Origin of the sequence: uncultured Tenacibaculum sp., from assembly GCF_947495995.1 — a bacterium.
GTDB lineage: Bacteria > Bacteroidota > Bacteroidia > Flavobacteriales > Flavobacteriaceae > Polaribacter.
In genome coordinates this window covers 25,521-40,660 of the sequence record NZ_CANMAX010000003.1, presented here as the reverse complement: position 1 = coordinate 40,660, position 15,140 = coordinate 25,521, and the positions used below count along the sequence as shown (strand labels likewise).

The 15,140-nt window shown below is 32.4% G+C and carries 13 protein-coding genes; 9 read left to right on the top strand and 4 right to left on the bottom strand.

The window, feature by feature from the left end; translation table 11 throughout:
• Positions 1–3: 3 nt before the first annotated feature.
• A complete protein-coding gene (gene ileS, locus Q1A15_RS09270) occupies positions 4–3,411 on the bottom strand; it encodes an isoleucine--tRNA ligase (RefSeq protein ID WP_299622257.1) in 3,408 nt (1,135 codons plus the stop codon).
• Between the two features lie 163 nt (positions 3,412–3,574).
• Positions 3,575–4,342: a TerB family tellurite resistance protein gene (locus Q1A15_RS09265; protein WP_299622254.1), complete on the bottom strand. Its 768-nt coding sequence runs from the start codon at positions 4,340–4,342 to the stop codon at positions 3,575–3,577.
• A gap of 68 nt (positions 4,343–4,410) precedes the next feature.
• On the opposite strand from Q1A15_RS09265, the gene Q1A15_RS09260 reads away from it, so the two are divergent.
• Together Q1A15_RS09260 and Q1A15_RS09255 are read left to right on the top strand one after the other, a co-directional pair.
• On the top strand, positions 4,411–4,821 hold the full coding sequence (locus Q1A15_RS09260; protein WP_299622251.1) for a BrxA/BrxB family bacilliredoxin: 411 nt from the start codon (positions 4,411–4,413) through the stop codon (positions 4,819–4,821).
• A gap of 90 nt (positions 4,822–4,911) precedes the next feature.
• Positions 4,912–5,943, top strand: coding sequence for a glycosyltransferase family 9 protein (locus tag Q1A15_RS09255; protein ID WP_299622248.1), 1,032 nt, complete (start codon positions 4,912–4,914; stop codon positions 5,941–5,943).
• A gap of 56 nt (positions 5,944–5,999) precedes the next feature.
• Here the strand turns inward: Q1A15_RS09255 and lysM are convergent, their stop codons facing one another.
• Together lysM and thiL are read right to left on the bottom strand one after the other, a co-directional pair.
• The gene (lysM, locus tag Q1A15_RS09250; protein WP_299622245.1) at positions 6,000–6,470 is read right to left on the bottom strand and encodes a peptidoglycan-binding protein LysM; all 471 of its coding nucleotides are present in this window, start codon (positions 6,468–6,470) and stop codon (positions 6,000–6,002) included.
• A gap of 63 nt (positions 6,471–6,533) precedes the next feature.
• On the bottom strand, positions 6,534–7,583 hold the full coding sequence (gene thiL / locus Q1A15_RS09245) for a thiamine-phosphate kinase (protein ID WP_299622242.1): 1,050 nt from the start codon (positions 7,581–7,583) through the stop codon (positions 6,534–6,536).
• A 142-nt stretch (positions 7,584–7,725) separates the two neighbouring features.
• On the opposite strand from thiL, the gene Q1A15_RS09240 reads away from it, so the two are divergent.
• From Q1A15_RS09240 to sufC, 7 genes are all read left to right on the top strand, one after another.
• Entirely contained in the window at positions 7,726–9,195 is a 1,470-nt protein-coding gene (locus Q1A15_RS09240; RefSeq protein ID WP_299622239.1) for a choice-of-anchor B family protein, read from the top strand.
• Between the two features lie 3 nt (positions 9,196–9,198).
• Complete coding sequence (locus Q1A15_RS09235) at positions 9,199–10,539, top strand: hypothetical protein (protein ID WP_299622236.1); 1,341 nt, start codon at positions 9,199–9,201, stop codon at positions 10,537–10,539.
• A gap of 3 nt (positions 10,540–10,542) precedes the next feature.
• Complete coding sequence (locus Q1A15_RS09230) at positions 10,543–11,313, top strand: MbnP family protein (RefSeq protein ID WP_299622233.1); 771 nt, start codon at positions 10,543–10,545, stop codon at positions 11,311–11,313.
• Positions 11,303–12,373, top strand: coding sequence for a cytochrome c peroxidase (locus tag Q1A15_RS09225; RefSeq protein ID WP_299622230.1), 1,071 nt, complete (start codon positions 11,303–11,305; stop codon positions 12,371–12,373). The genes Q1A15_RS09230 and Q1A15_RS09225 overlap by 11 nt, the downstream gene beginning before the upstream one ends.
• 127 nt (positions 12,374–12,500) lie before the next feature.
• Positions 12,501–12,830, top strand: coding sequence for an iron-sulfur cluster assembly accessory protein (locus Q1A15_RS09220; RefSeq protein WP_299622227.1), 330 nt, complete (start codon positions 12,501–12,503; stop codon positions 12,828–12,830).
• A gap of 31 nt (positions 12,831–12,861) precedes the next feature.
• Positions 12,862–14,310, top strand: a complete 1,449-nt coding sequence (sufB, locus tag Q1A15_RS09215) for a Fe-S cluster assembly protein SufB (protein WP_299622223.1) — start codon at positions 12,862–12,864, stop codon at positions 14,308–14,310.
• Between the two features lie 63 nt (positions 14,311–14,373).
• Complete coding sequence (sufC, locus tag Q1A15_RS09210; RefSeq protein WP_299622219.1) at positions 14,374–15,126, top strand: Fe-S cluster assembly ATPase SufC; 753 nt, start codon at positions 14,374–14,376, stop codon at positions 15,124–15,126.
• The last annotated feature ends 14 nt before the right edge of the window (positions 15,127–15,140 follow it).

Below are 15,140 nucleotides of genomic sequence, written 5' to 3'. Positions count from 1 at the left end.
CTACTATGCTTTTTCGATTAACATCTTACTTTTAATAGTATCAAATTCAATATCTGTACCATTATCTAGGGCATCTACAAAAACTAACTCTTTCGTTAAGGTTTCTGTTTTAATGTAGTTTTCATTCGCTAATACCGAATGCTGTAATTCTTCAAAATTTAAGAAAGTAAGCTTGATTTTATCTGTTACTTCAAAACCAGAATCTTTTCTTGCGTTCTGAATTCTATTTACAAGTTCTCTTGCTATTCCTTCTTTACGTAAATCTTCAGAAATCGTAACATCTAAAGCAACAGTTAAACCATCAGCATTTGCAACAAGCCATCCTTCGATGTCTTTTGATGAAATTTCTACATCTGCCGTTTCTAAAGTAATCATTTTTCCGTTAATTTCTATGGAAATTTGACCATCTTTTTCGATCTGATTAATCTGCTCTTGCGTAAAAGATTGAATTTCAGAAGAAACCGATTTCATATCTTTTCCAAATTTCGGACCTAAGGCTTTAAAATTTGGTTTAATTTGTTTTACTAATATTCCTGAAGCATCATCTAAAAGTTCTATCTCTTTTACATTTACTTCTGATTTTATTAAATCTGAAACTGCTAAGATTTCTTCTTTTTGAGTATCATCTAAAACAGGTATCATTATTTTCTGTAATGGTTGACGTACTTTAATCTTCTCTTTTGCACGTAATGAAAGTACTAAAGATGAGATTGTTTGCGCATTCTCCATTTTACGCTCTAATGATTTGTCTACTAAAGCTTCGTTGTATTTTGGAAATTCTGCTAAGTGAACACTTTCGAAAGTTTCTTTTCCTGTAGCAGCATTTAAATCTTTATACAAACGATCCATAAAGAATGGTGCAACTGGCGCTCCTAACTTAGCTACAGTCTCCATACAAGTATATAATGTTTGGTAAGCAGAAATCTTATCTTGTGCATATTCTCCTTTCCAGAAACGTCTTCTACATAAACGAACGTACCAGTTACTTAAATGATCTTGTACAAAATCTGATATTGCACGAGTTGCTCTTGTTGGCTCGTATTCTGCATAGAACTTATCAACTTTAGCAACTAAAGTGTTTAGTTCAGAAAGAATCCAACGGTCGATTTCTGGACGATCTTCTAAAGGAATTTCAGCTTCGCTATAGTTGAAACCGTCGATATTCGCATATAAACTAAAGAATGAATATGTGTTGTATAATGTTCCAAAGAATTTACGTTTTACCTCTTCAATTCCAGCAATATCAAACTTTAAGTTATCCCAAGGATTTGCATTTGAGATCATGTACCAACGCGTAGCATCTGGACCGTGATCTGTTAATGTTGTAAACGGATCGACAGCATTACCTAAACGCTTCGACATTTTTTGTCCGTTTTTATCTAAAACCAATCCGTTAGATACTACATTTTTATACGCTACAGAATCGAACACCATTGTTCCAATTGCATGTAATGTATAGAACCATCCACGAGTTTGATCTACTCCTTCTGCAATAAAGTTTGCTGGATAACTTTCTTTATTATCAATTAATTCCTTGTTTTCAAAAGGATAGTGCCATTGTGCATAAGGCATTGAACCAGAATCGAACCAAACATCAATTAAATCGCTTTCACGTTGCATTGGTTTTCCTGAAGCAGAAACTAATACAATTTTATCAACTACGTTTTTATGTAAGTCAACTTTATCATAGTTTTCTTCAGACATATTACCAACTTCAAACTCAGCAAAAATATCTGAATCCATAACTCCAGCTTCAACAGCTTTTGCGATTTCTGATTTTAATTCTTCTAAAGAACCAATACAAATTTGTTCTGTTCCGTCTTCAGTTCTCCATATCGGTAATGGAATTCCCCAGAAACGAGAACGTGATAAATTCCAATCGTTTGCGTTCTTTAACCAATTTCCGAAACGACCTTCTCCAGTTGATTTTGGCTTCCAGTTGATCGTTTGATTTAAATCAAACATTTTTTCTCCAACCTCAGTAACCTTAATAAACCAAGAATCTAATGGATAATATAAAATTGGTTTATCTGTTCTCCAACAATGTGGATAACTATGCACATATTTTTCAACCTTAAAGGCTTTATTTTCTGTTTTTAGTTTAATCGCAATCTCAACATCGATTGATTTTTCAGGAGCATCCTCTTCTGTGTAATATTCATTCTTCACATATTTCCCTCCAAACTCTTTCAATTCTGGTCTGAAACGACCTTGTAAATCTACTAAAGGTACCGGTTCTCCATTTTCATCAAGAACTAATAATGGTGGTATTTCAGGAACAGCTTTTTTAGCTACAAAAGCATCATCTGCTCCAAAAGTTGGCGCCGTATGTACAATTCCTGTTCCATCTTCCGTAGTTACAAAATCTCCTCCAATAATACGGAATGCATTTTCTGCATTCTCATATGGCAATACATAATCGATTAATTGCTCATATTTGATATTGATTAAATCAGCTCCTTTAAATTCTTTAACTACATAAAAAGGAATTTGTTTATCTCCTTCTTTATATGATATTAGATCTGATTTAGCTTCAACTTTATTAAACTTTTTACCAGCAAATTGTTTAGCAACTAAATTTTTTGCTAATACAACATTTATAGGTTCGAAAGTATACTGATTATATGTTTCTACTAAAACATAATCAATCTTTGGCCCAACTGTTAAAGCAGTGTTACTTGGTAACGTCCAAGGTGTTGTAGTCCAAGCTAAGAAATAAATTGTTCCTTCATTCTGTAAGAAATCAGGTAATGTTTCTTCAACTGCTTTAAACTGCGCAACAACTGTAGTATCAGTTACATCACGATAACATCCTGGTTGATTTAATTCGTTATTACTTAATCCTGTTCCTGCTTTAGGTGAATACGGTTGAATTGTATAACCTTTGTAAATTAAATCTTTATTATAAATCTGCTTAAGTAACCACCAAACAGATTCCATATATTTTGGTTTGTATGTGATATATGGATCTTCTGTATCTACCCAATATCCCATTTTATGAGTAAGATCATTCCAGATATCGGTGTAACGCATTACAGCTTTTTTACAAGCTTCGTTGTATTCTTCAACTGTAATTTTACTTCCAATATCTTCTTTGGTGATCCCTAACTCTTTTTCTACACCAAGCTCAACTGGTAAACCATGTGTATCCCAACCTGCTTTACGCTTCACTTGATATCCTTTTTGCGTTTTATAACGGCAAAAAATATCTTTAATAGAACGTGCCATTACGTGGTGAATTCCAGGTAATCCGTTTGCTGAAGGCGGACCTTCGAAAAACACGAATGGTTCATTTCCTTCACGAGTTGTAACACTTTTCTCAAAGATGTTATTTTCCTCCCAATAGTTTAAGATTTCTTCTGCTACTTTAGGTAGGTTTAATCCTTTGTATTCAGTAAAATTCTTACTCATTTTTTCGTTCTATATATTGAATTTGCGAAATTACATATTTTATTGTAATTCCAATCTTTAACAAAAGAAAAACGCTCCAAGAATGGAACGTTTTTTTCATATTACTAGTTTTTATTTAAAATTGCCTAAAAATCTGCATCTAGTTGATCTTTTTCAAGGCTATTTATGACATATTTCTTTCGTTCTTGATACTCTCATAAGCACTTTGAATACTTTGGAATTTCTCCTTAGCTCCTTTTTTATGCTCATCACCTACATCTTGTAAACGATCTGGATGATATTTCTTTGCCATTTTTCTGTAGGCTTTCTTCACTTCATCATCTGTAGCTTCTTTTGTAATTTCAAGAATTTTATAAGCACTATCTACTTCATTGTAGAACATTGCTTTTATAGAATTATAATCTGCTTCGTTGATATATAAATAACCTGATATTTTATGTATTGCTTCTTCTTCAGATGCAGTTACATTTCCATCAGCTTTTGCTATTCCGAAAAGAAAATGAATTAATTGTAATCTAGAAGAATGCGACATATGTTCACGAATCTGAATACATACTTGTCTTGTAGACACATCTTTCTTTATAATTCCATTGAATAATTTAAATGCGCTGTTAGCTCTATCTTTTCCGTAAAGGTTGATGAAATGCAATCGAACATAATCTAATTCTGTTTTATCAATTTTTCCATCTGCTTTAATAACAATAGACGCTAAAATCAGTAAACTAATTTCAAAATCCCCCGCTGTAGTTTGCTTTACTCTTGGTCTCTCTTTTCTTCCTGTAGTTCTTTTATAATCTTCTTGTTCTTTTGTAAAATCTTTAATACCAACTCCATCTAACATACTTCCTACAGCAAATCCGATAATTGCACCAATTGGACCACCTAAAGTGAATCCAAGTCCAGCTCCTAGCCATTTTGTAAAATTTCCCATCTCTATTCTTTTGAATTTCAAATATAATGAGATTATAAGTATCTTTGTACCTCTAAAAATAAATAATTATGTATCCAGAAGAATTAGTAAAACCTATGCGTGATCAGTTAATCGATGCTGGGTTTACAGCATTATATACTGCAGATGACGTAGATACTGCGTTAGCAAAAGAAGGAACTACTTTAGTAATGGTAAATTCTGTATGTGGTTGTGCAGCAGGAACTGCAAGACCAGGAGCAATTGCTTCTTTAGGAGCAGATAAAGCCCCTACAAACTTAACTACAGTTTTTGCAGGTGTAGAAAAAGAATCTACGGCTAAAGCACGTGAATATATGATTCCTTTTCCTCCTTCTTCTCCAGCTATCGCTTTATTTAAGGATGGTAAATTAGTTCATATGTTAGAAAGACATCATATTGAAGGTCGTTCTGCTCAAATGATCGCTCAAAATTTAGCACAAGCTTATGACGAGTTTTGCTAGTAGTGTAATTCAGAAGACTTAAAATATAATCCACTCGTTGAGTGGATTTTTTTATGCGTACTTTTGAAGCAATTTTTTAATTCTTTACTCTTGAAAGATAAAAAACATATTATTGTTTTCAGGTTATCGGCCATGGGAGATGTAGCGATGACTGTTCCTGTGATAAAAGCGTTAGTTCAACAACATCCGACTGTAAAAATCACGGTAGTTTCGAAAGCTTTTTTAGCTCCTTTATTTAAAGATATTGAAAATGTAGATTTTTTCGCTGCTGAAGTAACTTCTAAACACAAAGGCTTTAAAGGTTTAATTCGACTGTACAAAGAATTAAAAAAATTACAACCAACGCATTTTGCAGATTTACATAATGTTTTGCGCTCTAAAGTAGTTCGAACTTTATTTCAATTTTTTAGCTCCATTAAAGTTTCTAAAATTGATAAAGGGAGAAAAGAGAAAAAACTATTAACGGCTGAGGCAAAAAAAACTATTCAGCAATTAAAAACTTCACATCAGAGATATGTAGATGTTTTTAATGATTTAGGATTCCCTATCAACTTGAAGAAAGTAATCTTAGACACACTTCCTTTAAATTCAGTCAATATTTCTAAGCTAGGAAATAAAACAAAACCTTGGATTGGAATTGCTCCTTTTGCTGCATTTGAATCAAAAACTTATCCTTTAGATTTATTAGAAAAAGTAATTGATCAACTCGCTAAGAACGACATTCAATTATTTTTATTCGGAGGAAAAAATGATTCTGAAACTCTTGAAAAACTTGAAGAAAAATACAATAACACTATTTCTCTTGCTGGTAAACTAAATGGGTTACAAAACGAACTAAATGTTATTGAAAACTTAGATATAATGCTATCTATGGATAGTGGAAATGCACATTTGGCAGCAATGAAAAATATAAAAACAATAACCTTGTGGGGAAATACTCATCCTTATGCTGGATTTGCTCCTTTTAATCAACCAGAAGATTTTTGCATTTTACCTGATTTGGAAAAATTTCCTTTGCTACCTTGTTCAATATACGGGAACAAAACTTTTGACGGTTATGAAGATGTAATGAGAAGTATTCATCCTGATGAAATCGTTAATAAAATAACATCTTTACTATAAATAGAAAAAGCATCACGATTGTGATGCTTTCTCATTGTTGGTTGTATAACTTTTGGCTAGTCCACTAAAGGTGGAATTCTTAATACTTGCCCAGGGTATATCTTATCTGGATGTTTTAACATTGGTGTATTAGCTTCAAAAATTACAGGATACTTCATTGCATCTCCATAAAATGTTTTTGCTATTTTCCCTAAAGTGTCACCACTTACTACGGTGTGAAACTGTGCCATTTCTTCTTCAGCTATTTCTTCAACTTCAGCAACAGTCATGTTATCTTCTACGGTGGCAATACCTTCTGTATTTCCAACTACTAAAACAACTTTTTCTTTTGTTGCTAAATCAACAGCTTCTCCTGTTACTGTTGCTTTATCATCTTCAACACTTATTGCTAAACCTGCAACAGATAGTTCTAATGCATTAACAGCATCAATTAGTCTGTTTGCTTTGTCAGTTGCTTCTTCCTCAGTTGTTTTACCAATTCCGAAAACTTTAGCTCCAGCGTTTTTAATAAATGAAAATAAACCCATTTCTTTTAATTTTTTGTTATTGTTAAATCTTTCTAACAATATACAAATTTTATACCAGAAATATTATTCTTCTTGATTGAAGGAATTCCATCCTTGCGCTCTTAATTTTACCGACTGGTTTGCTCTTGTTATTAAGTTTAAACCTTGGTTTTCTTCTGTAACATGTCCGATAACTGTTAAATTCGGATTTCCTTTAATTTTATCAAAATCTTTAATGGAAACTGTAAATAACAATTCGTAATCTTCACCTCCACTTAAGGCCACTGTAGTTGAATCTAAATTAAATTCTTCACATGTAGAAATAACCTGTGGATCTAGTGGTAATTTTTCTTCGTAAATATTACACCCGACTTTACTTTGAGTACAAATGTGAATTAACTCTGATGATAAACCGTCAGAAACATCGATCATTGATGTAGGTTTAACATTTAATTCTTTTAGTAATTTAGGAATATCTTTTCTAGCCTCAGGCTTTAATTGTCTCTCTATAATGTAAGAATATGCTTCTAAATCTGGTTGATTTTGCGGATTAACCTTAAACACTTCTTTCTCGCGTTCTAAAACTTGTAATCCTAAATATGCTCCCCCAATATCTCCTGACAAAACAACTAAGTCATTTGGTTTAGCTCCGTTTCTATAAGCGATATCTTCTTTTTCTGCAGAACCAATTGCAGTTACAGAAATAATCATTCCTTTGGTAGAAGAAGTAGTATCTCCACCAATCAAATCAACTTTATAAGTATCACAAGCGAGTTGAATTCCTGCATATAATTCTTCCAAAGCTTCTAACGGAAAACGATTCGAAACCGCGATAGAAACTGTAATTTGTTTTGCTTCAGCATTCATTGCATAAACATCCGACAGATTCACCATCACTGCTTTATAGCCTAAATGTTTTATAGGCATATAGCTTAAATCAAAATGCACACCTTCAACTAAAAAATCTGTAGTTACTAGAATTTCCTTTTGATCAGAAATTACGGCACAATCATCACCAATTCCTTTGGTTGTTGTGTTGTGATATATTTTAAAATGTTCTGTCAAATGGTTAATCAAACCGAATTCTCCTAATTCAGCTAATGAAGTTCTTTGTTTATTCTTATCTTCCAACATATTAGCAAAGATACTATTAGATTTAAGAAAGAAACACTACTCAAAAGCAATAAAATTCATTTTTTTTGAATTAATGTTAGGATTTTTTCAATTTAAAATGTTCTTAATTAAGAAATACTCACCAAATTTCATAAATTTGTTTATGGCTCCGAAAAAAATCAAATTTGAAAAAAAACTACTTTTAGCCTTAATATTGGCTATTTTATCGAATACTAACACATTTTCTCAAACACCTTGTACTGGTGGTTTTGCAGGTTCATATCCTTGTAATGATTATGATTTAATGGCTAACCTTTCCATTCAAACATTATCTGGTTCTTCTATCGCTGATGGAAGTGACGTTTGGGGATGGACAGATCCTTCTAATGGAAAAGAATATGCTATTGCTGCAATGTCAAATAGTACTGCCTTTGTAGACATATCTGATCCAGTAAATCCTATTTTTCTTGGTCGATTAAATTCTAATGCTGGTTCTAATGCTTGGAGAGATGTTAAAGTATATAGCAACTATGCTTTTATTGTTGCTGACAATGTTGGTGGACATGGAGTGCAAGTTTTTGATTTAACTAAACTTAGAAATATAACTTCTCCTCCCACTAATTTAAGTGCGGATACAGTGTATACTGGTGTTGGAAGTTGTCATAATATTGTAATAAATGAAGATGAGGCTGTTGCTTATTTAGTTGGCTGTAGAAGTACAAATGGTGGCGGACCTATATTTTTAGATATTTCAAACCCAATGAGTCCTACGTTATTAGGAGACTATAGAGGTAGTGGATATTCTCACGATGCTCAAGTTGTTACTTATAACGGACCAGATACTCAACACCAAGGAAAAGAAATTTACATCGGAAGTAATGAAAATGAAATTGTCATTTTAGATGTAACTAACAAAACAGCTGTTATTGAATTAGCTACTATTGATTACCCTCAAATTGGATATACACATCAAGGTTGGTTTACAGACGATCAGAGATATTTTATTCTAGGTGATGAAACTGATGAAAGAGATTTAGGATTAAATACTAGAACATTAGTTTTTGATTTTTCTGACCTTGACAATCCTAGACTTTCTTCAACTTTTACAGGACTAACAAGAGCTATTGACCATAATGGTTATGTTAAGGGTAATGAATATTTTATGGCTAACTATACAGCAGGAATGCGTGTGCTTGATATTACAAACATTGCTGCATCTACCAATCCTATGACTGAAGTTGCATTTTTTGATACTTTCCCATCTAATGATAATACTGGATTTGATGGAGCTTGGAGTGTTTATCCGTATTTCCCAAGTGGGAACATTATAATAAATGATATCAATAGAGGTTTATTTATAGTGAGAAGAAGCGGAACTTTATCTACTGACTCAGTAAACAAACCAAAGAATAATTTTATCATTACGCCTAACCCAGCACGCGAAAATCCAAGAATAGTTTCTACAGATCAACCTATTCAATCTATTGAAGTATTTAATATTTTAGGTAAAAGAGTTTTCCAACAAAAAAATATCAACCAGAAAAACTTCACAATCCCTCTTACCCAACAATCAAGTGGTATTTACATTGTAAAAATCAACAATACAATTGGTAAGAAATTAATTTTAAAATAAAGATTGATAGACTTTAAACACATAAAATATTTAGGTTTACTATTTATATTTATTTCTTGTAGTAGTGATCCTAATGATACGCCGACTCCACCACCTACTCCTTCTTTTTTAGGTGAAATTGATTTTACCAAAACTTTTGGAGGTACTCGAAACGAAGTCGCTTATTCTGTTGTAGCTACTAATGATAATGGTTATGCTGTATTAGGATATGTAGATAGTAATGATGGTGATGTTGTTTCTAGAACGGGAAATGATTCTGACTTTCTTATGCTGAAATATGATAGCAACGATAATCTTCAATGGCAAAATTCTTATGGCGGTTCTAAAGATGATCGTGGAAATTCTTTAATTCAAACTTCTGATGGCGGCTACGCACTTTTAGGCTTCAGTAAAAGTGACGATGGAGATGTTGGTGCAAATGAAGGAAATTCTGATTTTTGGCTGATTAAACTTACTTCAAACGGAGCAATTAGTTGGAAAAAAACTTTTGGCTTTTCTGGTAACGACTTTGGAACTTCTGTAATTCAAACTTCAGATAATGGTTTTTTAATTACTGGTGAACTGGATGTAACATCTTCTGGTGGACAAGGAAATTCTAGAATAGCTTCAAGACATGCTGGTGGCGATTTTTGGGCCATTAAATTAAACGCGTCTGGAGATACAGAATGGACAAAGTTTTTCGGTGGTACGTTTACAGATACTGCTGTAGACGTAGTACAAACTAATGATAACGGATTTATAATTCTAGGAACTTCAGATAGTACCGACACAGACATCACAAATCCGAAAGGTGATTATGATTTTTGGATTATTAAAATTAATAGTACAGGTACATTGGTTTGGGAAAAAAGTTTAGGTGGTTCTCAAATTGATAAAGCTTCGAAAATAACAAAAACCAACGATGGAAATTTCTTGTGTATCGGAAATACTAGAAGTACAGATTTAGATGTTTCCAATAACCAAGGCGGCGGTGATTTGTGGTTGGTTAAATTTTCTGAAAGCGGAAATATTATCTGGGAAAAAACTTATGGCGGTTCTAGTTTCGATGCAGGAACATCAATTTACCCAAGTAAAAATGGTGGTTTTATTTTAGCCGGTAATTCTAGAAGTACAGATAATCAGTTTACCAATAATGGTCAGAATGATGCTTGGATTTTAAAAATATCTGCTGAGGGGAACACAACTTGGCAAAAATTTATAGGCGGTAGCAATATCGACCTACTTCATGATGTTATTGAATTAGATAATAATAACATTATCGCAGTTGGAGAAAGTAATAGTAATGATTTAGACATTACTGAAAACAAAGGTTTCTCTGACTTATTAATCGTTAAAATCAAATAAACAATGAATAAAATAATCGTTTCACTAATAACTCTTTTGCTTTTCATTTCTTGTTCTAGTAATGAAGATGATACGTTACAAAGCAAAAAAATCACAATCAACTTTGTACATAAATGGGATGATGCCCTTGTTACAAAAGCTGATTTTAATACACAAAAATTTGAAACGAGAAATGAAGATAATGTAAGCATTGAACGATACAGGTATCTATTATCTAATATTAAATTAGTTGATGCCAACAACAATGAAACTGATTTATCCGATTATTTACTTATTGATCTTGGAGAAGAACAAAATTTATCTTTTGAAACTGATAAAATTGTATTAAATGGAACTTACAGTCTTAATTTTACTTTTGGCTTTTCTGACGAAGACAACACAGATGGTGTATATGCTGATTTAAATTCTGCAAGTTTCAATGTACCTGCAATGCTAGGAGGAGGATATCACTACATGCAGTTTGATGGTAAATATACAAGTACTACAACTACAACTCCAAGTGGATTTAATTATCATGCAATTAGAGCTGCAAATATTACAGATCCTGCAAATCCAGTATATCAAGATACTTCGATTCCAATTAGTCTAACTGATATAGAAGTTACAAATAGTGATATCGTAATCAATGTAAATATTGATATTAATCAATGGTTTGAAGATCCTAATACTTGGGATTTAAATACATTAAATCAAATGTTAATGCCAGATTTCGATGCTCAAATATTAATGAATGCTAATGGTGCTACTGTTTTTAGTTTAGATAATGATTCGTAATTGTATATTTTCTTTCATTTTAATAAGTGTTTTTATTTCTTGTTCTTCTGATAATAATGAGGACCAAGAAACATACACACCTGTTGAAATTTCTTTAGATATACCTAAACTTTTTAGCGATAAACTTATTGCTCCAATATTACCTAGTACAAATCCCACAACACAAGAAGGTGTAGCTTTAGGAAAAAAATTATTTTTCGATACTATACTTTCAAACGATAATTCAATTTCTTGTGCTTCATGTCACGATCCTGCAAAATCTTTCACAGATAATTTACAGTTTAGTGAAGGTGTAAATAATAGACTAGGAACTCGTAATTCTATGCCTTTATTTAATTTAGCTTGGAATTTTGACGAGCGTTTTGCTTGGGATGGAAAAGAATTCGGATTAGAAAGTCAGGCTTTTGAACCTGTAACTAATCATCTAGAAATGAATAGTGACTGGAAAGAAGCAGCTAACAAACTCAAAAACCATTTTGAATATCCTACTTTATTCAAACAAGCTTTTGGTGATGTAGAAATTGATTCTACTCTAGTAGTGAAAGCTCTTGCTCAATTTGAAAGAACTTTAATTTCTGGAAACTCAAAATTTGATCGTTTTTTAAATAACGAAGTACAACTGACACCAGAAGAACAAAATGGTTTTAATGTTTTCATGGAAGAAAGTAAAGGCGATTGTTTTCATTGCCATGGAAGTGAAAACAATCCGCTATGGACTGATAATCAATTTCATAACAACGGTTTAGATGAAACTTTTACCGATCTTGGTTTAGGAGCCATTAGTGGTGATCCAAATGACAATGGGAAATTTAGAACACCTTCACTTAGAAATCTAGCTTTTACTGCACCTTATATGCACGATGGAAGATTTGCTACTTTAGATGAAGTTATTGATCATTATTCAGAAGGATTAAAAAACTCTGCAACCATAGATCCATTGATGAAAAAAGTAGCTCAAGGCGGAGTTGGACTTACCGATCAAGATAAAGCAGATTTAAAGGCTTTTTTACTTACACTTACCGATACTGAATTCGTAAATAATCCAAATTTTCAGAAATAATTATTAAACTTTTACGACAATATAGTTAAACATTATAGTTGCATAGATCATATTCATTCTAAAAATAGGATAATATGACATTTTGTATTTATCTTTGCACTCAATTTAGACTTAATCAATTTAAAGTATGATAAAAGTTTCAGACACAGCTAAAAAGAAAGTTGTTCAATTAATGACCGATGATGGTTTTAACGCTACTAAAGACTTTGTTCGTGTAGGTGTAAAAAGCGGAGGTTGTTCAGGACTTTCTTACGATTTAAGTTTTGATAAAGAAACTCAAGAAAGCGACAAAATTTTCGAAGAAAATGGTGTTAAGCTTGTTGTAGATAAAAAAAGTTTCTTGTATTTAGTAGGAACTACCCTAGAATATTCTGGTGGTTTAAACGGTAAAGGTTTTGTTTTTAACAATCCAAATGCCAATAGAACATGTGGTTGTGGAGAGAGCTTTTCTCTATAACATTCATTCATCAATATCCCAAAACTAAGCGATGAGTAAGTATACCGAAGACGATTTAAGAGAAGAGTTAAAAACCAAAGAATATGAATATGGTTTTTATACTGATATAGAAAGTGAAACTTTTCCTAAAGGACTTAATGAAGATATAGTTCGTGCTATTTCTAAAAAGAAAAATGAGCCAGAATGGATGACAGATTGGCGATTAGAAGCTTTTAGAATTTGGCAAGAAATGGAAGAGCCAGAATGGGCTAATGTAAATTATGAAAAACCTAAATTTCAGGATATTTCATATTACTCTGCTCCAAAACAAAAACCAAAATTAAATAGTTTAGACGAAGTAGATCCAGAAATGTTAGCTACTTTCGAAAAACTAGGAATTTCTTTAGATGAGCAAAAGCGTTTAGCTAATGTTGCTGTAGATATCGTAATGGATTCTGTTTCTGTTGCTACTACTTTTAAAGAAACTTTAGCTGAAAAGGGTATTATTTTTATGCCTATATCTGAAGCTATCCAAGAACATCCAGAATTAGTAAAGAAATATATTGGTTCAGTTGTACCACCAACAGATAATTTTTATGCTGCATTAAACTCAGCTGTATTCTCTGATGGTTCTTTCTGTTATATTCCTAAAGGAGTTCGTTGTCCGATGGAATTATCTACATACTTCAGAATTAATGAAGGTGGAACAGGGCAATTCGAAAGAACTTTAGTAGTTGCAGATGAAAGCAGTTATGTTTCTTACTTAGAAGGATGTACTGCACCTCAACGTGATGAAAATCAATTACATGCAGCTGTAGTTGAATTAATTGCGATGGACGATGCTGAAATTAAATACTCTACAGTTCAAAACTGGTTCCCAGGTGATGCTGATGGTAAAGGTGGAGTTTTCAACTTTGTAACGAAAAGAGGTTTATGCGAAACTAATGCTAAGATTTCTTGGACTCAAGTTGAAACTGGTTCTGCAGTAACTTGGAAATACCCAAGTTGTGTATTAAAAGGAAACAACTCTGTTGGAGAATTTTATTCAATTGCAGTAACTAATAACTTCCAACAAGCAGATACTGGAACAAAAATGATTCACTTAGGAAAGAACACAAAATCAACAATCATTTCTAAAGGTATCTCTGCAGGAAAATCTCAAAATAGTTACCGTGGTTTAGTTCAAATTGGTTCAAGAGCCGAGAACGCACGTAACTTCTCTCAATGTGATTCTTTATTAATGGGTAATGAGTGTGGAGCTCATACTTTCCCATACATTGAAGCCAAAAATAAAACAGCTCAAATAGAACACGAAGCTACAACGAGTAAAATTGGTGAAGATCAATTATTCTATTGTAATCAACGTGGTATTGATACTGAAAAAGCTATCGCATTAATTGTAAATGGTTTTAGTAAAGAGGTATTAAATAAATTACCTATGGAGTTTGCTGTTGAAGCACAAAAATTATTAGAAATTTCTTTAGAAGGAAGTGTCGGATAATTAAGTATTTAGTTCAAAATAATATTAAAAAATAAGCTTTTAAGCTAATAGCATAAAAACAAGATGTTAAAAATTCAAAACTTACACGCAGAAGTAGAAGAAAAATCAATCTTAAAAGGATTGAATTTAGAAGTAAAGGCAGGAGAAGTGCATGCAATTATGGGACCTAACGGAGCTGGTAAAAGTACTATGGCTTCAGTTATTGCAGGTAAAGAAGAATATGAAGTTACTTCTGGAACTATTGAATTAGAAGGTGAAGATATTAGCGAACTAGCTCCTGAAGAAAGAGCTCACGCTGGTGTATTTTTATCATTTCAATACCCTGTTGAAATCCCTGGTGTTACTGTAACTAATTTCGTAAAAACATCTATTAACGAATCTAGAAAAGCACAAGGTTTAGAAGAAATGCCTGCTAAAGAAATGCTACAGAAAATTCGTGAAAAATCTGAATTATTAGAAATAGACCGTAAGTTTTTATCTCGTTCTTTAAATGAAGGATTTTCTGGAGGAGAAAAGAAACGTAATGAAATATTCCAAATGGCAATGTTAGAACCAAAATTAGCTATTCTTGATGAAACTGATTCTGGTTTAGATATTGATGCTTTACGTATCGTTGCTAACGGTGTAAACAAATTAAAATCTAAAGACAATGCTGTAATTGTTATTACACACTACCAACGTTTATTAGATTATATCGTACCAGATTATGTACATGTTTTACATGACGGAAAAATCGTAAAAACTGGTGATGCTTCTTTAGCGTTAGAATTAGAAGCTAAAGGTTACGATTGGATTAAGGAAGAGGTAAATTCATAACTAGTTGACTTCAA